Origin of the sequence: Pseudoclavibacter sp. VKM Ac-2888, assembly GCF_015351285.1 — a bacterium.
Taxonomy (GTDB): Bacteria; Actinomycetota; Actinomycetes; order Actinomycetales; family Microbacteriaceae; genus Pseudoclavibacter.
Genome location: NZ_JADKSM010000001.1, coordinates 1,221,507 through 1,243,276 on the forward strand (window position 1 = coordinate 1,221,507; position 21,770 = coordinate 1,243,276).

A 21,770-nucleotide genomic window follows, 5' to 3' on the forward strand; every position below is an offset into this window, starting at 1 on the left:
TCCTAGCTCGGTTGCGATCTCTCATCGTACTCGCCGCCGCCGGTCGCCGTTCGCGATCGGCGACTGGGCAGGGCCGGCCAGAACGCGCAGCCCGCCGCGACGAGGGACGCAAGCGCGAGCCACGCGAGGCCGACCACGTCGCCGACCACGACGACGCTCGAGCCCGGATTCCAGACGCCGAGGCCGACGACCGCGACGATGACCCCCACCGCGAACCCGGTGCTCATCCACCGGTCGACGAGGTACAGGCGCAGGCCGATGCCGAGGCAGAGGATGCAGGCGAGGCCGAGCACGATGCCCACCCAGAGCGTCGTCTCGAAGAGCTCGACGCGGCCACGGTGGAGGAACGTCGTCACGGTGCCGACGATGAGGCCGAAAAGCGCGTAGAGCAGCGCCCCGAGGATGCGTTCCCCGGTTCGCTGCTCTGCGGCAGGCTGTTCGATGACTTCCGTCATACGACCTTACTGTTCACGTGTTGCCGTGCGAGGGCGCACGCGCAACTACTGCTTCTTGGCGCGCGACGTGGCACGCGCACGCGCGTTGCCGTCGAGGAGCAGCTTGCGGATGCGGATCTTCTCGGGCGTGACCTCGACGCACTCGTCCTCGCGGGCGAACTCGAGGCACTCCTCGAGCGTGAGCTGACGAGAAGGCGTCATCGACTCGAACGTGTCCGCGTTGGCGGAACGCATGTTCGTGAGCTTCTTCTCCTTGGTCACGTTGACGTCCATGTCGTCGGCGCGCGAGTTCTCGCCGATGACCATGCCCTCGTAGACCTCTTCGGTCGGCTGCACGAAGAACGACATGCGCTCCTGCAGTGCCTGCATCGCGAACGGCGTCGCGACTCCGGCGCGGTCGGCGACGATCGAACCCGAGATGCGGGTCGTGATCTGGCCGGCCCACGGCTCGTAGCCGTGCGAGATGGCGTTCGCGATACCGGTTCCACGCGTGCTCGTCATGAACTCGCTGCGGAAGCCGATGAGGCCTCGCGACGGGATGATGAACTCCATGCGGACCCAGCCCGTGCCGTGGTTCGACATCGACTCCATGCGGCCCTTGCGCGCGGCGAGGAGCTGCGTGATGGCGCCGAGGTGCTCCTCCGGCGAGTCGATCGTGAGGTGCTCGAACGGCTCGTGGGTCTTGCCGTCGACGATCTTCGTGACCACCTGCGGCTTGCCGGCGGTGAGCTCGAAGCCCTCGCGGCGCATGTTCTCGATGAGGACAGAGAGCGCGAGCTCGCCACGGCCCTGGACTTCCCAGGCGTCCGGGCGTCCGATGTCGAGGACGCGGATCGAGACGTTGCCGATGAGCTCGCGGTCGAGGCGGTCCTTGACCATGCGCGAGGTGAGCTTGTGGCCCTTGACCTTGCCCATGATGGGCGAGGTGTTCGTGCCGATCGTCATCGAGATGGCGGGCTCGTCGACCGTGATGCCGGGAAGCGGACGGATGTCCTCCGGGTCGGCGATCGTCTCGCCGATCATGATCTCGGGGATGCCGGCGACGGCGACGATGTCACCGGGGCCAGCGGAGTCGGTGGGGACGCGGTCGAGCGCCTTCGTCTCGAGCAGCTCCGTGATGCGCACGTTGTGCACCGAGCCGTCGTTCTTCACCCAGGCCACGTTCTGGCCCTTCTTGAGCGTGCCGTTGAAGACGCGCAGCAGAGCGAGACGACCGAGGAACGGCGAGCTGTCCAGGTTCGTCACGTGCGCCTGCAGCGGCGCCTCCGGGTCGAAGGCCGGCGGCTGGATGTGCTTGAGGATCGTCTCGAAGAGCGGCTCGAGGTCGTCGTTGTCCGGCAGCTCGCCGTCGGCGGGCTGGTTGTGCGAAGCGGCACCAGCACGGCCCGAGGCGTAGAGGACGGGCAGGTCGAGGAGCGCGTCGATGTCGAGATCGGGCGCCTCATCGGCCATGTCGGAGGCGAGACCGAGGAGCAGGTCCTGGCTCTCGGCGACGACCTCGTCGATGCGCGCGTCCGGACGGTCGGTCTTGTTGACGCACAGGATGACCGGGAGGTTCGCGGCGAGCGCCTTGCGGAGCACGAAGCGGGTCTGCGGGAGGGGCCCCTCGGAGGCGTCGACGAGGAGGACGACACCGTCGACCATGGACAGTCCGCGCTCGACCTCGCCACCGAAGTCGGCGTGGCCAGGGGTGTCGATCACGTTGATCGTGATCGGGCCATCCGTGGCGTGCTTCCCCTTGTAGGAGATCGCCGTGTTCTTGGCGAGGATGGTGATGCCCTTTTCACGCTCGAGGTCGTTCGAGTCCATGACTCGGGCTTCGGTCGAGTTGCTGTCGTGCTCGCCAAACGAGCCCGTCTGCTTCAGCATGGCGTCGACGAGGGTCGTCTTGCCGTGGTCGACGTGCGCCACGATGGCGACGTTACGGAGTTCAGAACGGTGGGCGACAGGCACAGCAGTCATTCAAGGGTGCTTTCATTTGAGAAAAGGGCAGTTCATCCTACGTCACGGAGGACACGCCTCCCGACCAGCGTGAGATCGCCCCCACGCTGGCCGAAGTTTCTATCGAGTCACTGGCCGGATTCCCGCTCCTCCGCCTCGGCGCGCAGGATGTCCTCCTGCTGCGCCGAAGGAGCATCCGAGGCCACGATGTCGTCGCCGAGGACCTCGGCCGTGACCGCGCCCTCGGTTGCGCGCTTGAGCGCGGCCCGCTCGGCTCGGCGGATCGCCTGCTCGTCGGGGTCCGGCACCGGCACGGCGGCGACGAGGCGCTGCGTGTACGGGTCCTGCGGAGCACGGAGGATCTGGTCCGTCGGCCCCTGCTCCACGATCTTGCCGTGGTTCATGACGATGACCCGGTTCGCCAGCTGGTCGACGACGGCCAGGTCGTGCGTCACGAACAGCACGGCGAACTGCAGCCGCTGCTGGATCTCGACGAGCAGCTCGAGCACGCGCTTCTGCACCGACACGTCCAGGGCGGAGGTGGGCTCATCGGCGACGAGGAGCTTCGGCTCGAGCGCCAGGGCGCGGGCGATGCCGATGCGCTGACGCTGTCCGCCGGACAGCTCGTTCGGGTAGCGGTTGCGGAACGAGCGGGGAAGCTCGACCTGGTCGAGCAGCTCGCCGACTCGCGCCTCGATCTCCGCCTTCGTCAGCTTCTTCTCGAGGATGAGCGGCTCAGCGATCGACTGCCCGACGGGCCACCTCGGGTTGAGCGACGAGCCCGGGTCCTGGAAGACGATGCCGATATCGCGGCGCACCTTCGCGAGGTCGTGCCTCGAGACCCCGTTCAGCTCGACGCCGTTGAGCTTCATCGAGCCGGCGGCGACCGGCAGCAGCCCGACGACCGCGCGAGCGACCGTGGTCTTCCCCGATCCCGACTCTCCGACGACGCTCACGATCTCGCCCGGGTAGATCTCGAAGGTCGCGTCCTCGACGGCCTTGAACGCGGGGACGCGGCCCTGCTTCGGGTACTCGATATCGGCGTTCTGCACGACGAGCGCCGGCTCGCCCGTGAACTCGCGCGCATCCAGCCCGCTCGCCGCTCCGGTGCCCAGGTGCGGAACCGCGTCGAGCAGCGTCTTGGTGTAGGCGTGCTGCGGGTTCTTGAAGATCTCTCGCACGGTGCCGCGCTCGACGATCTCGCCGCCCTTCATCACGATGACGTTGTCGGCGATGTCGGCGACCACGCCCATGTCGTGCGTGATGATGACGATCGCCGAGTTGAGGCGCTCGTGCAGCGACCGCATGAGCTCGAGGATCTCGGCCTGGATCGTCACGTCGAGGGCCGTCGTCGGCTCATCCGCGATGAGGAGGTCAGGGTCGCAGCTGAGCGACTGCGCGATCATGGCGCGCTGCCGCTGCCCGCCGGACAGCTGGTGCGGGTACGAGTCGAACGCCTTCGCCGGGTTGGGCATCTCGACGAGACGCAGGAGCTCGAGCGCGCGCTCCCTGGCGGCGTTCGGCGTCATCGTTGGGTTGTGGATGCGCAGCGCCTCCGAGATCTGGAACCCGATCGTCAGCACCGGGTTGAGCGCCGTCATGGGCTCCTGGAAGATCACCGCGATGTCGTTGCCTCGAGCGCGGCGCAGCGTCGACTGCGGCGCCCCGATGAGCTCGGTGCCGTTGAGCTTCGCGCTGCCGGAGGTGCGCCCGTTCTTCGGGAGGAGGTCGAGGAGCGTCATGGACGACACGGACTTGCCGGAACCCGACTCGCCGACGATGGCGAGCACCTCGCCCGGCCGGACCACGTAGTTGATGTCCTTCGCGGCGGTGACCCAGTCGCCGCCGACCCAGAACTCGACACTCAGATCCTGGACCTCGAGGATCGGCGTCGCGTCGTCTTTGCGTGAAGTCGTGCTCATGAGCGTGCCTCCCGGTGGGCTGCGGTTGCAGCGCGTGCTGTCTGGGGTGTGGGCCGTGCGGCCTCTGCGAGAATGGGCGGGTGTCCGAGCGAACCGTTCTCCGCCCCCGTATGGGTCTTGTCGTCTACGGCGTCATCGCCGCGATGGCGCTCGTCGCCGTCATCTCCGTGATGATCACTCCGGGAGCCGAGCGGCACCTGCTCTCGGTGCTGCCGCTGCCCATCCTGGCCCTCGGCCTCGGATGGATCACCCTGGTGAGCCCGAGCGTCGTCTTCACGGACGATGCGCTCGAGGTGAACAACCCGCTCAAGAAGACGGTCGTGCCCTACGGGCAGATCGAGCTCGTCGAGACGACGCGCGGCTTCACCGTCACGACGCCGGAGGGCAAGGTCAGCGCGTGGGCTGCTCCCCCGCCCGACCGACTCAGCGCTGAGCGCATGGACCCGCGCGATCCGCTCCTGTGGAAGGACCCGCGCCGGCTCACGGACGAGTCCCAGAGCATCCGCACGAGCGCGGCCCCCGGAACCTACTCCGGCGACGCTGCCGTGAACCTCACGCATCGCCGGGCTCAGCAGCAGCGAGACGCTGGAACGCCGATCGGTCCGGTCGTGCGCACCCAGAACGTGCTGAACACGGTGGTGCTCATCACGACGGTGCTCGTGGTCGGCGCGATCATCGCCATCTAGCCCGGCGAGGACCAGGCGAGGGGCGCGCTCTGCGACGAGGCGCGTCACGCATCCGCCTTGCTCGCGTCACCCGTGCTCGTGTCGCCCTTGGTGGGGCGGCCGTCGCGCGAGGTGAGCGTGCGCCACATGCGCGACCAGGTGCCGTTGCCGGGGATCTTGCGCTGGCGCGGGTCGAACGCGTCGCGCAGTCCGTCGCCGATGAAGTTGATGCACAGCGCGATGGCGACGATGAAGGCGCCCGGAAACCAGAACAGCCACGGGCGAGTGGCGAACGCACCCTGGTATTCCTGCACGATCTGGCCGAGCGAGACGTCTGGCGGCTGGATGCCGAAGCCCAGGAACGACAGGTTGGCCTCGAGGATGATCGCCGCGCTCATGAGCAGGGTCGTGGAGACGATGACCACGCCGAGGGCGTTCGGCAGGATGTGGCGGAAGATGATGCGGCGCCCCGATGCACCGGCGACCCGAGCCGCGTCGACGAACTCGCGCTCTCGGAGCGTGAGGAACTCTCCGCGCACGAGGCGGGCGAGCGACATCCAGCCGACGAGACCCAGCACGACGGCGAGCGAGACGGCACCGTAGGCCCGGAGGACCTCGTTCTGGCCGGCGAGCTGGCCGAGGACGGCCGCGAAGACGAGCGTCGGGATGACGAGGAAGAGGTCGGTGACGCGCATGAGCACGTTGTCGACCCATCCGCGGTAGTAGCCCGCGATGCCGCCGACGATGATGCCGATGACCGCGGCGAGGATGCCGTAGATGAACATGACCGTGAGCGACTGCTGCGTTCCGCGCATGACGCGGGCGAAGATGTCGCGGCCGATCTCGTCCTGACCGAACGGGTGCGAGCCCCAGTCGAACAGGCTCACGAAGGTCGGGTTGCCGCCGTTCTCGATGGGGGCGATGGAGTTCCAGTCGTAGGCCCACCAGCCGGGGACCTGGATCTGCGTGAACTTGCCCTCGGAGAAGTCCCACCACGGCACGACGATGCCGACGGAGGTGAAGACGAGGAGCACGATGACCAGGAGGACGGCGGTCGAGACCATCGCACCCGTGTGGCGCACGAACCGGCGCCAGACGATCTGGCCCTGGCTCAGGCCGATGGTCTCTCGCTGCTCGATGGTCAGCTCGTCCCCGGGGCCGTGCGGCTGGGGTGAGGTGATCTCAGTGAAGTTCGGAGTCGTCATAGCTCAGCCCTCTCTCAGCTCAGGCGGATTCGCGGGTCGAGGACGGAGTACAGGATGTCGGCGATCAGGTTGAAGATCACCGTGAGGGCGGCGGTCACGAGGACGTAGCCCATGAGCGGGTTGAGGTCGACGTTGCGCAGCGACTCGGAGAAGATCGAGCCCATCGCCCTCCAGCCGAAGATCTGCTCGGTCACGATCGCGCCGGAGATGATGGCTCCGACGTCGGCCGCGACGATCGTGGTGATCGGGATGAGCGAGTTGCGCAGTGCGTGGCGCATGACCACCGTGCGCTCCGGCAGGCCCTTCGCGCGAGCAGTCCGCACGTAGTCCTGGTTCATGATCTCGAGCAGGCTCGAGCGGGAGTACCGGCTGTAGCTCGCGATGGAGATGACCATGATCGCGATGGTCGGCAGCAGGAGGTGCGTGAAGCCGTCGAGCATCTGCAGCCAGATGGACGGGTCGGAGCCGAGCTGCGGGCTGGATGCGCCGACCGTCGCGATCGGTCGCCCGCCGGTCTGGTCGTAGTAGCCGGACCAGGTCTGCATGACGCGGTCGATGACGAGCAGCAGCGAGACGACGAAGCCGACGATCGCCGCATTGCCTGCGACGTTGCGCTTGTCGAGGCCGCCGAAGAACTTGCCGGCGAAGTAGGCGATGGCGGTGAAGGCGACGATGAGGACGATCGGGAACCAGGCGCCGATCTCGTTCGTCATCGCGAACTGCAGCGGGTACCAGAGCGCTCCCCCGACGACCGCGACCGCACCGGTGACGATGAGGTTGCGGCGGTGCGAGAGGCCGACGGTCAGCGCCGCGGTGATGAGCACCGTCGCGAGCCCGAGGAAGATGATCAGCACCGTGCCGAGGCCCGGGTTCCGGAACCAGTCGAGCAGTTCCATCCCGAACAGGATCGCGATGCTGCCGGCGGTGCCGGCGCCGAACACGATGGCTCGCGTCTTTGCGGGCCCCCCGATGATCGACATGAAGATGAAGCCGATGACCACGCCGATGAGCAGCAGCATCGGTATCGGTATCTGCGGGGCCTGCAGGAAGTCGTTGAAGCCGATGGCCATGTACTGCTTCAGCAGCACGGCGACGAAGAAGATCGGCAGCGAGTACGTGAGGAACGACAGGAACGTCACCGTGTAGTCGTAGCCCGAGTACTGGCGCAGAGCGGTCGTCACGCCGACGGCGACGCCGATCACGACGGCGATGAGCGTCGCGGCGGTGACGAGCTGCAGGGTCTGACCGACCGCCGAGGCGATGAGCGGTCCAACGTCCTGGCCGACGATGTTGACGCCCATGGAGAAGTTGTTGCCGAGGAAGCCGAACAGTCCGTTCGGGTCATCGAAGGTCGGGATGAAGAACCCGAGGATGCCGCCGAGCCAGAGGAAGAAGCGGGCTGGGGCGGGCACATCCAGTTGCAGGAGCTCCACGCGCGCGGCGATGAGCTGCTCCTTGTTGGGAGCCGTGGACTCCAAGATGTCCGCGAGCGGGTCCTTCGAGATCGCGACGAGGTTGTACACGATGAAGAGCGCGCCAAGCAGGATGAAGATCGACACGAAGAGGCGTCGGAGGGTGAATCTCAGCACAGAGGTGTCCTGTTCTGGAGGAGGCATTCGGCCGGGGTGTGGCCGCGAACAGACGAGGCGGGAGTCCCGCAGTCGAGAAGACTACGGTACTCCCGCCGTCGCTTGGTCTGACCGCGCGGCGGTCAGCGCGTCGAGAGCTCGACGCTGGTGTGACTACTCAGCGGCTTCCACGGGTGCCCACTCCCAGGCGTTCCAGAAGTACTGCGGGGAGAGGAATCCGGGCTTGACGTTCGCAACCTGGTCGCTCCAGGCGACCACGCCGGGGAACTGGAAGATCGGCACGGACCAGGACTTGTCCATGATGATCTTCTCGGCGTCGACGAGCTTGCCCTGAGCCTCAGCCGGGTCGAGGGTGACCTCGACGTCCTTGAGGATCTGGTCCAGCTCGGGGTCGCTCCAGCCGTAGTAGTTGTTGATGCCGCCCGTGATGTAGTTCGGGGACGGCTCGCCGACACCGAGACCCTCGGACTGCCATCCGAAGAGGGCCGCGTCGTAGGCGTCGGTCTGCGTCGTGAGCACGGTGGACCAGTCCTCGGCGCTCGCGTCGACGATCGTGAAGCCGGCCTTCTCAGCCGAGGCCTTGATGAGCTGCAGCTCCTGCTGGCGGCGCGGGTTCGACGATGCCGTCATGAAGCGGACGGACGGGTTGGCAACGCCGGCCTGCGCGAGGAGGCCCTTGGCCTCTTCGATGGCCGCGTCGTCGCCCGAGTAGCGGTCGACGCCGCTGGCGGCGACGGAATCCTCGTAGCCGTCGGCTCCGGGGAGGAACACGAGCGAGTCGCGGGTGGTCGCATCCGGTGCGATCGGCGTGATGAGCTTCTCGACGATCTCCTGGCGCGGGATCGTGAGCAGGAAGGCCTCGCGGATCTGCTGGGCCTTGGCCTCGTCGCCGCCGTAGGTCGCGGGGTCGAAGACGCCGCCGTTGGCGACCTGGAGGTCGACGTGCTCGTAGGTTCCCTCGAGCGAGGACTCCCACTCGATGCCCTCGGTGGCCTCGAGCTGCTGCAGGAGGTCGGTCGTCGGCTGGCCGGAGACGATCTGGACTTCACCGTTCTGGAGCGCCTGCACCTGTGCCTGCGGGTCCGGGATGAAGCGGATCGTGATGGTCTCGTAGTGCGGCAGCGGGCCCCACGTGTAGTCCTCGCGGGCCGTGAGCGTCACGTACTGGTTCTCGACAAGATCCGTGATCGTGTACGGGCCGTTGGAGAGCGTCTTCTGCGGCTCCTCTGGCATCGAGGTGTAGTCGTAGCCCGTGCGGTACTCGGACGCGACCTTGCCGAGGAAGGCGGTGTCGTTGTCGTTGACGGCCGTGATGAAGGCATCCTTGGCGGCCTGCGCGTCGTCGTACTCGCCCGGGTAGGCGAGCTGGACGGTGCCGTGTGCCGAGATCGCCGTCGTGTCCGGCGCGAACATGGTCTTCCAGTCGGCGTACGGCTGGTCGTAGACGACCGTGAACGACTTGTTGTCGTCGGCCAGCGTCGGAACTGCCGATGCGAGATCGAGCTGGAGGCCGGGAGCCGGGTCGGTTCCCCAGTAGACGCCAGCGTCTGCGGCCGCGTCGATCGCGTCCTGGTTGGTGACGTTGCCCTCGTCGTCGTACTCGGCCTCTGGGACCTCGCCGGCGGAGCGGTGCGTCGTGTTGGCAGCCCAGGTGAGGAGCAGGTCGGCGCCGTCGAACGGCGTCCCGTCGCTCCAGGTCACCGCGTCGTTGACCGTGTACTTGATGGTGAGCGGGTCGCTCGAGACCTCTTCGACCGTGCCGAACTCGGTGTTCTCCACGAGCTCAGGGGTCGGGTCGTAGTCGATGAAGCCGTCCGACGTGACGTGGACGATGTTGGCGTTCGCCGCGGCGTTGTTGGCCGAGGTGTTGACGTTGAACGCGAAGAACGGATCGTTCCAGGCAACCGTGATGGCGGAGCCACCGACGATCTCCGGATCGCGGTTCGGGGCGGAGCAGCCAGCGAGCACCAACGCGCTTGTGGCGACAATTGCTCCCGTGGCGATAACTCGTGATGTCCTCATAGGACCTCCTTGGGGGAAACATGGGGGTGTGAGCGTCGAAGATCCACGGACTCTGTGAATTCTCGACAAATACCCGTTGAACCTACGCCCCCGCGCGCGCGCCCTCTTGCCAATTCAGAAGATTGTTACGCACACGAAACGGGTCTTGTTCATCTCACACAAGCCCGTCGGCGTTCGTAGACTGCCGACATGTCACATTCGCGCATTGACGTCACGGTCAGTGAAGGTCCCTCACTCCTGGACCGTTCCGCGCGCATCCGCACGCGGTGGGAGATCTGGATCGTCCTCGCGCTGGCGATCCTCCCGTCCAGCCTCTACGCCATCATCTCGCTCGCCGAGCGGGCCACCCGCGACACAGCCATCGCCGACCAGACCACCACGCTGAACGCCTCCCGCGACGCCAGGCCGCTCTTCGACGCGCTCCTGCAGCTCATGAGCGTCGCCACCGACCTCGTCCCCGTGGCGCTCGTTATCTGGCTGCTCTGGACACCCACGGTCTCCGGCTTCCGGAGGCTCGGTCTGGATGCGCGCCAGCCGGTCCGCGACGTGGGCCATGGTCTCCTGCTCGCCGCCTGCATCGGCGTCCCCGGAATCTTGTTCTACCTGGCGACGCGGGCCCTCGGCCTCACGCTCTCGGTCGAGGCGAGCGCCCAGGAGATCACCTGGTGGACCGTGATCCTGCTGCTGCTCGCCGCGCTGCGAGCGGCACTGCTCGAGGAGGTCGTCGTCGTCGGCTATCTCGTGACGAGACTGCGTGAACTCGGGTGGGCGACGTGGCAGATCATCGTCGCCTCTTCGCTGCTGCGCGGTTCCTACCACCTGTACCAGGGGCCGGGAATGGCCATCGGGAACGTGGCCATGGGCGCGCTGTTCTCGTGGTGGTTCCTGCGCAGGGGGCGCGTGGGCGGGCTCGTGGTCGCCCACTTCATCCTCGATGCCGTCTCGTTCCTCGGCTATCCCCTGGCGGCGGCACTCCTCCCCCAGCTCTTCACCTGAGCCCGCGGTTGAAGCGATTCGCAGGCATCCCCTGCGTCCCCTCGTCAGAGCACGAGGGGCATCACTGCATGAGGTTGACGTAGCGGAATGTCTGCTCGCCGTACTCCCAGACGACGTCGAACTTCTTCTTGGGCACGTCGAAGACGAGGTAGCCGGACTCCGTGCCGACCCCGTACTCGCGCTGCTCCACCGAGCCGTCCATGCAGTCCTCGGCGATGGAACCGCCGAGACGCGACTCGGAGTTCTGCTCGAGGAGCTGCAGGTCGTTCAACCCGAAGACGGGCCCGTAGCCCCCGCCGTCATGCTCTGCCCCCAACGCGCCGTAGCCTTCGACCTGCAGCTGGATGGCTACGTAGCTCCCCTTCGCCTTCGGCGCGTCCGCAGCGAGGCATTTCACGCCGAAGGAGACCCCCGTCACCGTGAAGCGGCCGACGGGCTCTCCGCTCGCGCCGAGGACGGTCGCCCACTGCCCACGGGTGAAGCGCAGCTCGCCGTCGACCGGCTTGGGGTTCTCGTTTTCGGCCACGCGCGGCGCCGCCACGACCTGCACGTTCACGGGGCTCGAAGTGGCCGTGGGAACCGGCGTCGCCCCCGGGGTGGCGATCACGTCGACCGCCTCAGCCGGGCCGGGAGAGGGCTCGGGCCACGCCGGCGAGCAGGCGGAGAGCAGCAGCAGGATGCCGAGCGCCCCGACCAGGAGGACGCCCCGACCCCGCCGGGACCGCCAGCGGTCGACGCGCCTCATGGACATCACTCAGATCTGGCCGAGGAGGCCGCGATCCTCGCCGCCAGCGGCGAGGCGAGCAGCTCCTCGAGCAGCACCAGACGACCACTCGCATCCGTCATCGGGACACGCCAGTTCGGGTACTCGTCGGCCGTGCCCGGCTGGTTCACGCCGCGGCGGTCACCGGCAAGATCGGAGACCCCGACCCCGAAGAGCTGCGCCGAGGAGGCCGCCAGGTACTCGTGGAGCGCGACGACGAGATCCTCGTTGGAGGGCTCCTCCCCCACCAGACCCGCCGACCGGAGGCGGTCCACGACCTTCGAGATCGTCTCGGTCTCCTCGGCCCTCGCCTCTTCGACGGAGCCCTCGAGGAGGCCGAGGCGCTCGCGAACGTCAAGGTGCTCGAGGGCCAGGAACCCGGCCGTCGGCGGTAGATCATGTGTCGTCACCGTCGCCAGGCAGGCGCGCCGGTAGTCCTCGGCGGCGAGTGGGACACCGTCCTCTTCCCATTCGAACCAGAGCACCGAGGCGCCGAGCATGCCCCGCTCGGCCAGTGCATCCCGAGCCTCGGGCGGCACCGTGCCGAGGTCCTCGCCGATCACGACGGCGCCGGCGCGCTCGGCCTCGAGCGCGAGGATGCCGAGCATGGCCTCCGCGTCGGTGCGCACGAAGCAGCCGTCCTTCGCGGTGTTCCCCTCCGGGATCCACCAGAGGCGGAAGAAGCCAAGGATGTGGTCGATGCGGACGGCGCCCGCGTTGCGGAAGACGGCGCGGAGCATGTCCCGGTACGGCGCGTAGCCGAGCTCGGCGAGCATGTCGGGGCGCCACGGCGGCTGGGACCAGTTCTGACCGAACTGGTTGTACTGGTCGGCAGGGACCCCGACCGTCACGCCACGGGCCATCGCCGCACCGAACGACCAGGCGTCAGCGCCACCGGCATGCACGCCGACGGGGAGGTCATGCACGACTCCCAGCGACATCCCGGCGGCTCTGGCCTCGGACTGCACCCTCCTCGCCTGCACCTCGAGGAGGCACTGGAGCCACACATGGAACTCGGTGTCCTCGGCGTGCGCGATGGCGAACGGGAGCACCTCGGCTCCGTTGGCCGTCGCCAGCTCGCGCGGCCACTCGCGGGAGTCGCGGCCGTGCACGCTCGAGATGGCGCAGAAGACGCCGAACCGCTCGAGTGGCTCACCCGAGGCTCGTCGGAAGTCCTCGAATTCGTCGTCGACCACGTTCGCCGACCGCCAGGCCTCGAAGAGCGCGCGCAGAGCGGGTTCCTTCAGCGCCCAGGCCTCGTCGCGGTCGATCGTGTCGATGCCGTTCCCGACGATGGCCGCGGCTGCGAGCCCCGAGAGGAGCTCGATCGTCGAGGCTGGGAGCGGCGTGCGCTCCGCGACGAAGACGGCAGCCCAGTCGATGTTGAGGATGAGGGGGTCGACGAACTGCCTCGAGGTCGGCAGGTACGGGGACGGCTCGAGTGGTGAGACCGGAGGGTTCGCGTTCAACGGGTTGACGAGCACGAAGTCGGCATCGCGCTCAGCTCCCCAGGCGGTCAGCACCGAGAGATCGCGGAGGTCGCCGATGCCCCAGGACGTGGAGGAGCGCAGCTGGTACAGCTGCGTGAACAGTCCCCAGGAGCGCTGCTCGGGCCATGGCGTGGTCGTCGGCACGACGATGAGCGTGCCCGAGTCCGCCTCCTCCACGGCGGCAGCTCCCTCGCCGACGCTGGCGGCGATCGAGTGCCAGCCCGTCGGCAGGTCGGTCGGCACGGCGAACGTGGCTCGCCCGACGAGCGCGCCGTCGATGCTGCGCGGGTCGACCCAGTTGTCGAGCTGCTCGAGCTGGCGGACGGTGCCATCCTCGAGCCGAACTTCTGCGGTGACGGCGCTGCCGTGCGGCACGTGGATGAAGACGCTCGCGGAACTCCCCGCGCGCACGGTCGTGCAGGCGGGCACCGTGCGCCGCCACGGACGCTCCTCGAAGGCGACGGTCGATGCGGCCACCTCGTCATCGGTGTCCGCCGACAGCCCGAGCGCATCGAGCACCGCCGCCAACGTCTCCGGCGACACCTGCTCCTTCTCGCCCCGCCAGCCCCAGTACTCGACTTCCAGGCCGGCGTTCGACGCGAGGTCGCGGATCGCCTCGATGTTGGTGATGCTCACGAGTATTCGACCTCAGTTTCGGTGACGGTGACGGTGCGCGGGGCGAGGGCCTGGTTGGCTGGTCCGGAGACGGGCTCGCCGGTCCTCGTGTCGTAGTGGCTCGAATGGCATGGACAGATGATGTGCTCCGCGGTGACCTGCGAGACCGGGCAGCCCTGATGCGTGCAGATCGAGCTGAAGGCGAAGAACTCGCCAGCCGCCGGCTGCGTGATGACGGTCTCGGTGGCTGCGACGATGGCCCCACCGCCCACGGGCACCTCGGTGAGCGGGATGGATCCGCTCGCCGCCGCAGCGGAACCGCCAGCGCCTTCGCTGTCTGGCCCTCCGCAGGCAGCGAGCAGCGCCGCCGTCGCGATTCCTCCGCCGACCGCCGCGCTTCCCCGTATGACCCCGCGTCGTGAAGGATCCTGTCGTTCGCTCACGGCTCCAGGCTAGTCGGCGACCGCCTCGGTCGAGCTGCGGCGCGCGCGGTCCGCGCACGGAGCACGGGCTTCGCGCAGCGCTACTCCTCGAGTTCGGTGCCCATGAGCTCGGGAAGGGTGAATGCCGCGGCGGCCGCGAGGAGGAAGGCCGCCGAGAACACGCTGAAGACGAGCACGCCTCCGCCGGCGGCCAGCATGACGGGGACAAGCAGCGGCGCGATGATCGACGCGATCCTGCCGAAGCCGGCCGCCGCCCCCGTTCCGGATGCCCGCAGTCTCGTCGGGTAGAGCTCGGGTCCGATCGCGTACAGGGCACCCCAGGCGCCGAGGTTGAAGAACGACAGGCACATTCCTGCGGCCAGGATGGTGCCTTCCGTGGTCGCGAAGCCGAACCAGAAGGCGGCCCCCGCCGAGCCGAGCAGGAAGATCGCGAGTGTCGCCCTCCTGCCGATCCGCTCGATGAGGAAGGCGGCTACGACGTAGCCAGGCAGCTGCGCGAGCGTGATGATCAACGTGAACTCGAACGACTTCACGAGCGTGAACCCCTGGCCGACCAGCAGGCTCGGGATCCAGATGAACGCGCCGTAGTAGCTGAGGTTGATGCAGAACCACACCGCCCAGAGCGCGGCCGTCCTGCGGCGCAGCGCGGGAGCCCACAGGTCACGCCACCGCGCCGGCCGCGCGCCGGACGCCGCACTCGCGCGCTCAGCGGCCTGCGCGCGGTCCGTGGCCTCGACGGCCGACGCTTCCGGCGCATCCACCCCCGCCGACTCCTCGAACTGCCGAACTGCGCGTTCGGCCTCCCCGTATCTGCCCTTGCTCTCCAGGAAGCGCACCGACTCCGGCAGCCCGAAGCGCACGACGACCGCGTAGATCGCGGGCAGCAGACCCGTCAGCAGCGCCCAGCGCCAGCCGTCGTCGGACAGCGGGATGATGAAGGCGCCGATGAGCGCGGCACCGATCCAGCCCACGGCCCAGAAGGCCTCGAGCAGCACGACGACTCGGCCGCGGATGCGCTTCGGCGCATACTCGCTCACGAGTGTGGACGCGACGGGGAGCTCGGCCCCGAGCCCGAGGCCGACGACGAAGCGGAGCACGATGAGCGCCGCCACCGACGCCGCGAGTGCCGAGGCTCCCGTCGCGAGGCCATAGATGAGCAGCGTGGCGGCGAAGACCTGACGCCGGCCGAGCTTGTCGGCCAGCAGACCGCCGAGGCTCGCCCCGATCGCCATCCCGACGAAACCGATGGACGCGATGAACGAGAGCGTCGTCGCGTCGAGACTCCACTGCACCGCGAGCGCGGCCATCACGAACGAGATGAGGCTCACGTCCATGGCGTCGAGCGCCCAGCCGATGCCGGAGCCGAAGAGCAGCTTCCGGTGCCTGCCCGTGAACGGGAGCCGGTCGAGGCGCTGGTTGCGCGTGAGGGGTACCTGCGGTGCTGCGGCGGCGGGGCTGTCTGCCGGGCGAGGCTCGGTCATGTGCGTATCCAAGGGTGCGGGAGTGGAGTGGACGCCTAACCGTGCCAGACGGGAAACGGCTCCACCAGTCCCCGTGCCGCAATCGGCAATGGAGCCAGGTGGAGCCGAGGTGCCGAGAGGTCACGCTCGGCGTTCCCCTGTGGGGGTTGGCGTCGGGTGGCTACGCCTCGGGCGCGGCCATGTGGAAGACCTCCCACAGGTGGCCGTCGAGGTCATCGAAGGCGGCGCCGTACATGCCGAACTCGTTGGCTTCCGCGGGACGGTGGATCTTCGCACCACCCGCCTCGGCCTTCGCCGCGATCTCGTCGACCTCCGCGTCGCTGCCGAGGAGCAGGGCTGTTGTGCTCTCGTGACGGTTGCCACCGAGGATCGCCTCTGCCCCCTCGGGGAGGAAGCCCTGGAAGCGCTCCGTCTGCAGCAGCATGATCGCCACCTGCTCGCTCACGACGATGCAGCTCGTGCTGTCATCGGAGAACATCGGATTCACGGTGAAGCCGAGGCCGACGTAGAAGTCGGTCGCCGCCTTGACATCGGCGACGGGGAAGTTCGGGAAGACCATGGACGCGCCCATGAGCGGCTCCTTTGCACGTGGATCATGTGATGACGGGATCTTGAGATGACGCGGTCCTCGTCGTCTCATGATCCTAGAAGGAAAATGCGGGATTCGGGCCTTGCGGTGGCCGGCTTCTCCGCTCAGCCGTCCGCGTCTGCCCCCGCTGCTGACGGACGCAGGATCTCGGCCGCGGTCGCCAGGTGCTCGGCCCGCTTCTCCGGCTCCATCCGGTCGAGGAGCGCGACGGTCATCTGGGTGCGAGGGTTCCTCGCGAACACCGCACGATGGTCGTCCACGAAGGCCCAGTAGAGGGCGTCCCACCGAGCAGTCCAGTCGCCAGCGGGCAGGTCGGACATCTTGCGCAGGTAGTTGCTGCCGGAGACGTACGGCTTGGTCGTGATGTCCGCGCCCGCCGCGAACTGGCTCATCGCGTAGACGTTCGGCACCATGACCCAGTCGTAGGCGTCGACGAACAGCTCCATGAACCAGCGGTAGACCTCGTCGGGGTGGATGCGCAGCAGCGACATGGCGTTGCCGAGCACCATGAGCCGCTCGATGTGGTGGGCGTAGCCGGTCTCGAGGACACGGGAGATGACGAGGTCGACCGGCTCGAGTCCTGTCGTGCCCTGCCACCAGCCGGGGGCCAGGCGCCCGTGATGCTCCAGGGCATTCGAGGTCCGCAGCTCTCGACCGCGAACCTGGTAGGTGGCCCGCATGTACTCGCGCCACCCGATGACCTGGCGGACGAAGCCCTCGAGGGAGGCGAGGGGTGTCTCCGTGTCGGCCGCATCGAGCGCGGCTTGGACGACTTGCCTCGGGTCCAGCAGGCCGATGTTCAGTGCCGGGGTCAGGAGCCCGTGGTTGAGGAAAGGATGCTCGCTCGAGATCGCATCCTCGTAGGGCCCGAAGTCGCGAAGCCGCTCCCGGACGAACTCCGCCAGGTGACGTTGGGCCTCGTCGGCGTCCGTCGGCCACACGAACGTCGTCGGGTCGCCAGGGGCATCGGGGAACTCGCTGCCGACCCACGCGATGGCCTCCTCGACGTCGGCGTTCCTAGGCTCGGCGCTGCCTGCCGCCAGCTCGTCCCCCAGGAGCGCGTCGAGGTCGAACGTCCCCTCCCGCTGCAGCACGGGATGCCCCTCGAAGCGCGCGACCTTCGGTGGCACATACCCGCGGGGCAGCTTCTTGCGGTTCTCGGCATCGAACGACCACCGCCCGCCGAGGGGCTCACCGTCCTCGTCGAGCAGGAGACCGAGTCGCCGTCGCTGCCAGGTGTAGAAGGCGTGCATGCGAGCATCGTTGCCCGAGAACCACGCGTCGATTTCGGCTCGCCCAGTGAGGAAGTTGGGCGACTCGAGCTCGTCGTCGCCGCTCCACGTGTAGCCACCAGCTTCGAGCGCGCCGAGGAGGTCGCGCTCGAGCCAGTCGTCGACCACGTCGAACCACGTGACCCGGCGAGGCGCCTCGCGGCGGATGAGCTCGGCCAGCTGCCGCTTGGAAGGCAGCTCCTTCCTGCTCTCGAGGTACTCGACGGCGAAGCCGTGCCCGGTGAGCCTCTTCGCGAACCGCGCAAGGGAGGCCCGGTGGAGGACCAGCTTGTGCGAGTGGAATCGGTACTGGCGGAAGAGGAGCTCGTGCTCGATCAGCACGAAGCGGGTGCCGACCGGCGCTGCGAGGTGCTCCTCGAAGAGCTGGTTCGGGAACACCAGGCGCAGACTGCCGCCCTTCCTGGCCGGCTCAGGCAAGGGACTCGGCGACTGCCGCTGCCGCTCGCTGGCCGGCGACGAGCGCCCCTTGGATCGACCCCGTCTCGCGGTGGTCCCCGGTCACGACGACCCGCTCCCCCAGGAGCTGTGGCCCGCGATCCCGCAGGGGTGGCAGCTGGACCGGGAGCGTGTGCGGGATGACGTGGTGCGTGATCACCTCCCAATCCGCGGTGGAGGTCTTGTACAGGCGTGCGAGATCACGGCGCACCTCCGCCTCGCTCGCCAGCCCGTCCAGGCGATCGAGCAGGGTCGTCGCCTGCACGAGGTGCGCTCCTGCTGGGGCGTAGGAGGGCGCGACCTCCGAGATGACGGCGGTGTTCCAGATGGGCCCAGCCGGTCCCCCGCCAGCACGCGAGGCGTCGAGCAGCAGGAAGGGCCCGGTTCGCGGCGTACCCGTCGCCCGGAACCACCAGGTCGTCAGCCCGTGGGTCTTCGGCGCCGTCTGGCCTGTCACCGCGGGCAGTTCGTCGGGCGCCACCGCGACGATCGCGGCGCGAGCCAGGATGGTGCCGCGGTCTGTGGTCACCCTCACCCCGCCAGACGTCTCCTCGACGTCGCGCGCAACGGTGCCGAGCCGCACGGGTTCGTGGAGCCCCGCGGCCATCTGTGCCGGCAGCGCGCGCATGCCGTCCTTGGGGAGTCCCGGCGCGCCAAGGGCGAAGTAGCGGACGAGCTGCTTGACGTAGGCGGCAGACGAGGTGCCGCTGCTGTCGGCGAGGACACCGGCGAGGAAGGTGTCGAGCAGGTCGGTGCGGAGGCGGCCGGTGAGCCCCGCATCGTCGAACGAGGCGCCGAGCTCCTGGTCGGTGCCCGCCTGCTCCGAGTCGGGTCTCAGCAGCGTCGGGCCGAGCCACCGGGCAAGCGCGAGGAGATCGGAGAGCGGGGTGTGCGCGCTCAGTAGGGTGGGCAGCGCGTGCTGAGGGTGGCGGATCGGATGCGCGAGCGTCGTCGCCTTCTCGCCCGATCGCACGATCGCCCCGACGCCGAAGCTCTGCAGGTCGAGCGCCCCCAGGTCGACGCACTCCCTGAGTGCCGGGTAGGCGGGGTTGAGCACCTGGAAGCCCCGGTCGCAGAGGAACCCGTCGATGGCCTCGGTGCGGACTCGTCCGCCGACCTCGTCGTGCGTCTCCAGGACGACCACGCTCTGTCCACGAGACTCGAGGCTCTGCGCTGCCCGAAGGCCGGCGAGTCCGGCTCCGATGATGACGACGTCCGTGTCCATAAAACTCCGTTCGATGGCGTAGTGCGTCATTGTCCGTGAGCAACCCGGGCCGCCCCTGAGCGCTTCAGGCACTTCAGGCGGTTCAGGCGCTTCGGGTTCCGTCAGGACTTCTGGCGCGTGCTGGACAAGAATGGCGGCATGGATGGAGCTGACACGCACGCGGAACGCCTGGAGGGCCTGCGGTTGCTCGCTGCAGGGCGTGTCGAGAGCAGCGCGGCCGCCCTCGAGACGCTGGTGCATGATCGTGCGTCGCTCAACGATGACGACGAGCACGACCCCGATGGGGCGCCCCTCTCGGCGGAGTGGTCGAGGCTCGCAGGCCAGTCCGACGCCGCGAAGTCGGAGCTCCGGCAGATCGAAGCAGCACTGCTGCGCATGGAAGCGGGCACCTACGGTGTCTGCGTGACGTGCGGCAGGCGGATCCCGGACCAGCGTCTGCGCGTGCGCCCGTTCGCCGAGCAGTGCGTCGCCTGCGCGGAGCGGTCGCTCCCGCGTCGCTGACCGAGGTCAGTAGGCGCTTCCGCGCTCTGTCCACCAGAGCCTGCAGGGCTGCGTCGACCCGCGACGAACGCCCAGGCAGGCTGGCAGGACCTGGGGCTCGCCCTCGCCGGCATCAGCGGCGTTCAGGAAGATCTCGCAGTCGCAGTAGGCGCCCATGCGGCCGAGTCGCTCGAGGAGCGCGGTTGCCCGCGGCGCCTGGCGCTCCTGGTACCACTTCGAGAACCGATGCGTTCCATCGCATCCGAACTCGTCGAGCTGGTCGGCGACGTAGCAGAGCACGCACTCCCCTGATCTCGGCGCAAGGAGCTCACCGGCGAGGCTCCGCACGAAGGACTCGGCTTCTCTATCAATTCGTTGATCTGTCATGCCGACAGTTTGGACCGGACCACCGACATTCTGACGGGCCACTCGCGGGGTGGTGTGCGGGACGGCGCTCAGGACTCCCGAGACGAGAGGACGCAGAATTCGTTGCCCTCTGGGTCGCGCAGCACGACCCACGTGGTGTCCTCCCCCTGCCCCACGTCAGCTCGGCTGGCCCCGCGGGCGAGCAGCGCGTCGACGTGCGCCACCTGGCTCTCGTGCAACGGGGCGGCGAGGTCGATGTGCAACCGGTTCTTCACCGTCCGCTCGTCCGCAACCGGCACGAAGACGAGTCCCGGCCCGACCTGCTCGAACGGCACCCCCGGGTTCTCCTCGTCGAGCCACTTGGGGATGACCGCGGCCTCGTTCTCGTCCTCGAAGCTCACCTGCCAGTCGAGCGTCTCCGCCCACCAGGCCGCGAGCGCACGGTGGTCGTGCGCGTCGACGACGGTCGAATACCAGCGAAGTCCCATGCGTGCCTCCTCAGACCGGCCCATCACGATCAGCCCATCCTGCTGGCCGGAGCTGGGTGCGAGCGGGATGCCGCGGGGCCTCGATGGCGGGTCCGAGCAGTTTCAGAGAAGCGCGCAGCCCCGATGGGTCGTACGTTGGTCCTGAACCACCGGTCAGGAACACGGAGAAGGAGCGCGCAATGGCGGAGAAGACGGCTGGACTGTCGAAGGACGAGCGGGACGCGGTCAAGCAGCGCGCCGCAGAGCTGCGCGCTGAGCAGAAGGCCGGGAAGAACCGCGCCGCGGGCGACGCCGCCATCCAGAAGGCCATCTCAGAGATGACGGACGAGGATCGAGTGCTCGCCGAGGGCGTCGATCGCATCGTGAAGGAGGTCGCCCCGCAGCTCATGCCGAAGACCTGGTACGGGTTTCCCGCCTACACCGACGCCGACGGCAAGGTCGTCGTGTTCTTCAAGGCGGCCTCGAAGTTCACGACGAGGTACGCGACGCTCGGGTTCGAGGAGGCAGCGCAGCTCGACGACGGCGACCTCTGGGTGACGTCGTTCGCGCTCATCAGCCTCACCCCCGAGACCGAGAAGACCATCGCGGACCACGTCCGCAAGGCCGCCGGCTGAGCTGAGCCCCTCGAGGAGAGATGACGGGCAGACCCCTGCCGGCCCGGTGCGGTCAGCGCTTGGCCGACCTCCGGTAGCGGATGTGCGTCGACAGGGGCGAGTGCAGCACCTCGACGGGTTCGTAGTCGAACACCTCGACGCCGTCGAACATCCGCTCGCCGGAGCCGAGCAGCACTGGCGCGACGTCGAGCGTGAGCTCGTCGACAACCCCCGCGTTGAGCGCCTGTCGAACGGTGGAAGCGCCGCCGGCGATGTCGACGCCCTTGCCTCCAGCGGCCTCGACGGCCCTGGCGTAGGCCGCGTCGAAGCCGCCCCTGACGAAGTGGAAGCTCGTGCCGCCCTGCATCTCGATGGGGTCGCGTGCGTGGTGCGTGAGCACGAAGACCGGCGCGTGGTACGGCGGCTCGTCACCCCACCACCCGCGCCAATCCTCATCCCACTCGCCGCGAACGGGACCGAACATGTTCCGCCCCATCACGTAGGCGCCGCGAGGTCGCATGAGCCAGCCGATCGCGAGCTCGTCGGCGTCCGTCGCCCGTGGGTCGCCGATGTGCCAGCCGTGCAGCTCGTGCCCTCTTCGGCCGAGCGGATGCTCCGCGCTCTGCTCGGGACCCGCGACGAAGCCGTCCAGGGAGATGGACATGTGGCAGGTGGTGTCGGACATCGAGAGTCCTTCCGTCGACGCGGGATCGGC

General features: G+C 68.4%; 20 protein-coding genes. 4 read left to right on the plus strand and 16 right to left on the minus strand.

Features of this window, described 5'->3' with window-relative positions; translation table 11 throughout:
* Window positions 1-2: 2 nt before the first annotated feature.
* The 3 genes from ITJ61_RS05915 to ITJ61_RS05925 all read right to left on the minus strand — a co-directional run bounded on the left by ITJ61_RS05915 (window position 3) and on the right by ITJ61_RS05925 (window position 4,318).
* On the minus strand, window positions 3-455 hold the full coding sequence (locus ITJ61_RS05915) for a hypothetical protein (protein WP_104306957.1): 453 nt from the start codon (window positions 453-455) through the stop codon (window positions 3-5).
* A gap of 45 nt (window positions 456-500) precedes the next feature.
* A complete protein-coding gene (gene typA, locus ITJ61_RS05920) occupies window positions 501-2,417 on the minus strand; it encodes a translational GTPase TypA (protein ID WP_104241605.1) in 1,917 nt (638 codons plus the stop codon).
* Window positions 2,418-2,524: 107 nt separating this feature from the next.
* A complete protein-coding gene (locus tag ITJ61_RS05925; RefSeq protein ID WP_194685764.1) occupies window positions 2,525-4,318 on the minus strand; it encodes an ABC transporter ATP-binding protein in 1,794 nt (597 codons plus the stop codon).
* An 80-nt stretch (window positions 4,319-4,398) separates the two neighbouring features.
* Between ITJ61_RS05925 and ITJ61_RS05930 the strand changes: the two genes are divergently transcribed.
* Window positions 4,399-5,004, plus strand: a complete 606-nt coding sequence (locus tag ITJ61_RS05930; protein ID WP_194685765.1) for a hypothetical protein — start codon at window positions 4,399-4,401, stop codon at window positions 5,002-5,004.
* 44 nt (window positions 5,005-5,048) lie between these two features.
* Here the strand turns inward: ITJ61_RS05930 and ITJ61_RS05935 are convergent, their stop codons facing one another.
* The 3 genes from ITJ61_RS05935 to ITJ61_RS05945 form a co-directional block, all read right to left on the minus strand.
* Window positions 5,049-6,188, minus strand: a complete 1,140-nt coding sequence (locus ITJ61_RS05935; RefSeq protein WP_194685766.1) for an ABC transporter permease — start codon at window positions 6,186-6,188, stop codon at window positions 5,049-5,051.
* Between the two features lie 14 nt (window positions 6,189-6,202).
* Window positions 6,203-7,777 carry an ABC transporter permease gene (locus tag ITJ61_RS05940; RefSeq protein WP_104241609.1) on the minus strand — a complete coding sequence of 525 codons (1,575 nt, stop codon included), beginning with the start codon at window positions 7,775-7,777 and terminating at the stop codon, window positions 6,203-6,205.
* A gap of 153 nt (window positions 7,778-7,930) precedes the next feature.
* Window positions 7,931-9,799, minus strand: a complete 1,869-nt coding sequence (locus ITJ61_RS05945) for an ABC transporter family substrate-binding protein (RefSeq protein ID WP_104241610.1) — start codon at window positions 9,797-9,799, stop codon at window positions 7,931-7,933.
* 189 nt (window positions 9,800-9,988) lie between these two features.
* Here ITJ61_RS05945 and ITJ61_RS05950 point away from each other — a divergent pair, with 189 nt between their 5' ends.
* Window positions 9,989-10,795, plus strand: a complete 807-nt coding sequence (locus ITJ61_RS05950; protein ID WP_194685767.1) for a CPBP family intramembrane glutamic endopeptidase — start codon at window positions 9,989-9,991, stop codon at window positions 10,793-10,795.
* 61 nt (window positions 10,796-10,856) lie between these two features.
* Here ITJ61_RS05950 and ITJ61_RS05955 read toward each other — a convergent pair whose 3' ends face one another.
* The 7 genes from ITJ61_RS05955 to ITJ61_RS05985 all read right to left on the minus strand — a co-directional run bounded on the left by ITJ61_RS05955 (window position 10,857) and on the right by ITJ61_RS05985 (window position 19,128).
* Window positions 10,857-11,540, minus strand: coding sequence for a hypothetical protein (locus ITJ61_RS05955; protein WP_194685768.1), 684 nt, complete (start codon window positions 11,538-11,540; stop codon window positions 10,857-10,859).
* A 5-nt stretch (window positions 11,541-11,545) separates the two neighbouring features.
* Window positions 11,546-13,684 carry a 4-alpha-glucanotransferase gene (gene malQ, locus ITJ61_RS05960; RefSeq protein WP_194685769.1) on the minus strand — a complete coding sequence of 713 codons (2,139 nt, stop codon included), beginning with the start codon at window positions 13,682-13,684 and terminating at the stop codon, window positions 11,546-11,548.
* A complete protein-coding gene (locus ITJ61_RS05965) occupies window positions 13,681-14,106 on the minus strand; it encodes a Rieske (2Fe-2S) protein (protein ID WP_104306964.1) in 426 nt (141 codons plus the stop codon). Before ITJ61_RS05965 ends, malQ begins: the two co-directional genes overlap by 4 nt.
* 80 nt (window positions 14,107-14,186) lie before the next feature.
* The gene (locus ITJ61_RS05970) at window positions 14,187-15,587 is read right to left on the minus strand and encodes an MFS transporter (RefSeq protein ID WP_104306965.1); all 1,401 of its coding nucleotides are present in this window, start codon (window positions 15,585-15,587) and stop codon (window positions 14,187-14,189) included.
* A 160-nt stretch (window positions 15,588-15,747) separates the two neighbouring features.
* Window positions 15,748-16,158 carry a VOC family protein gene (locus ITJ61_RS05975; protein ID WP_104241616.1) on the minus strand — a complete coding sequence of 137 codons (411 nt, stop codon included), beginning with the start codon at window positions 16,156-16,158 and terminating at the stop codon, window positions 15,748-15,750.
* Between the two features lie 122 nt (window positions 16,159-16,280).
* Window positions 16,281-17,846, minus strand: coding sequence for a cryptochrome/photolyase family protein (locus ITJ61_RS05980; RefSeq protein WP_323744303.1), 1,566 nt, complete (start codon window positions 17,844-17,846; stop codon window positions 16,281-16,283).
* Window positions 17,847-17,877: 31 nt separating this feature from the next.
* Entirely contained in the window at window positions 17,878-19,128 is a 1,251-nt protein-coding gene (locus ITJ61_RS05985; protein ID WP_104340810.1) for an NAD(P)/FAD-dependent oxidoreductase, read from the minus strand.
* 138 nt (window positions 19,129-19,266) lie between these two features.
* On the opposite strand from ITJ61_RS05985, the gene ITJ61_RS05990 reads away from it, so the two are divergent.
* Window positions 19,267-19,629, plus strand: coding sequence for a TraR/DksA family transcriptional regulator (locus ITJ61_RS05990; protein WP_104306968.1), 363 nt, complete (start codon window positions 19,267-19,269; stop codon window positions 19,627-19,629).
* Window positions 19,630-19,635: 6 nt separating this feature from the next.
* On the opposite strand, the gene ITJ61_RS05995 is transcribed toward ITJ61_RS05990, so the two are convergent.
* Together ITJ61_RS05995 and ITJ61_RS06000 are read right to left on the minus strand one after the other, a co-directional pair.
* Window positions 19,636-19,995: a DUF2695 domain-containing protein gene (locus ITJ61_RS05995; RefSeq protein ID WP_104241620.1), complete on the minus strand. Its 360-nt coding sequence runs from the start codon at window positions 19,993-19,995 to the stop codon at window positions 19,636-19,638.
* Window positions 19,996-20,063: 68 nt separating this feature from the next.
* Window positions 20,064-20,462: a VOC family protein gene (locus ITJ61_RS06000; RefSeq protein ID WP_104241621.1), complete on the minus strand. Its 399-nt coding sequence runs from the start codon at window positions 20,460-20,462 to the stop codon at window positions 20,064-20,066.
* Between the two features lie 179 nt (window positions 20,463-20,641).
* Here ITJ61_RS06000 and ITJ61_RS06005 point away from each other — a divergent pair, with 179 nt between their 5' ends.
* Window positions 20,642-21,076, plus strand: a complete 435-nt coding sequence (locus ITJ61_RS06005; protein WP_194685771.1) for a hypothetical protein — start codon at window positions 20,642-20,644, stop codon at window positions 21,074-21,076.
* 52 nt (window positions 21,077-21,128) lie between these two features.
* Here the strand turns inward: ITJ61_RS06005 and ITJ61_RS06010 are convergent, their stop codons facing one another.
* Window positions 21,129-21,740 (minus strand): dihydrofolate reductase family protein, encoded by a 612-nt coding sequence (locus ITJ61_RS06010; RefSeq protein WP_194685772.1) that lies wholly within the window; start codon window positions 21,738-21,740, stop codon window positions 21,129-21,131.
* Between the last annotated feature and the right edge of the window lie 30 nt (window positions 21,741-21,770).

What these genes read in the sequence shown, in the direction of transcription:
- ITJ61_RS05915 (WP_104306957.1), bottom strand. Translation starts at nt 455, where the DNA reads ATGACGGAAGTCATCGAACAGCCTGCCGCAGAGCAGCGAACCGGGGAA.
- typA (WP_104241605.1), bottom strand. Translation starts at nt 2,417, where the DNA reads ATGACTGCTGTGCCTGTCGCCCACCGTTCTGAACTCCGTAACGTCGCC.
- ITJ61_RS05925 (WP_194685764.1), bottom strand. Translation starts at nt 4,318, where the DNA reads ATGAGCACGACTTCACGCAAAGACGACGCGACGCCGATCCTCGAGGTC.
- ITJ61_RS05935 (WP_194685766.1), bottom strand. Translation starts at nt 6,188, where the DNA reads ATGACGACTCCGAACTTCACTGAGATCACCTCACCCCAGCCGCACGGC.
- ITJ61_RS05945 (WP_104241610.1), bottom strand. Translation starts at nt 9,799, where the DNA reads ATGAGGACATCACGAGTTATCGCCACGGGAGCAATTGTCGCCACAAGC.
- ITJ61_RS05950 (WP_194685767.1), top strand. Translation starts at nt 9,989, where the DNA reads ATGTCACATTCGCGCATTGACGTCACGGTCAGTGAAGGTCCCTCACTC.
- ITJ61_RS05955 (WP_194685768.1), bottom strand. Translation starts at nt 11,540, where the DNA reads ATGAGGCGCGTCGACCGCTGGCGGTCCCGGCGGGGTCGGGGCGTCCTC.
- ITJ61_RS05970 (WP_104306965.1), bottom strand. Translation starts at nt 15,587, where the DNA reads ATGACCGAGCCTCGCCCGGCAGACAGCCCCGCCGCCGCAGCACCGCAG.
- ITJ61_RS05975 (WP_104241616.1), bottom strand. Translation starts at nt 16,158, where the DNA reads ATGGGCGCGTCCATGGTCTTCCCGAACTTCCCCGTCGCCGATGTCAAG.
- ITJ61_RS05985 (WP_104340810.1), bottom strand. Translation starts at nt 19,128, where the DNA reads ATGGACACGGACGTCGTCATCATCGGAGCCGGACTCGCCGGCCTTCGG.
- ITJ61_RS05990 (WP_104306968.1), top strand. Translation starts at nt 19,267, where the DNA reads ATGGATGGAGCTGACACGCACGCGGAACGCCTGGAGGGCCTGCGGTTG.
- ITJ61_RS05995 (WP_104241620.1), bottom strand. Translation starts at nt 19,995, where the DNA reads ATGACAGATCAACGAATTGATAGAGAAGCCGAGTCCTTCGTGCGGAGC.
- ITJ61_RS06000 (WP_104241621.1), bottom strand. Translation starts at nt 20,462, where the DNA reads ATGGGACTTCGCTGGTATTCGACCGTCGTCGACGCGCACGACCACCGT.
- ITJ61_RS06005 (WP_194685771.1), top strand. Translation starts at nt 20,642, where the DNA reads ATGGCGGAGAAGACGGCTGGACTGTCGAAGGACGAGCGGGACGCGGTC.
- ITJ61_RS06010 (WP_194685772.1), bottom strand. Translation starts at nt 21,740, where the DNA reads ATGTCCGACACCACCTGCCACATGTCCATCTCCCTGGACGGCTTCGTC.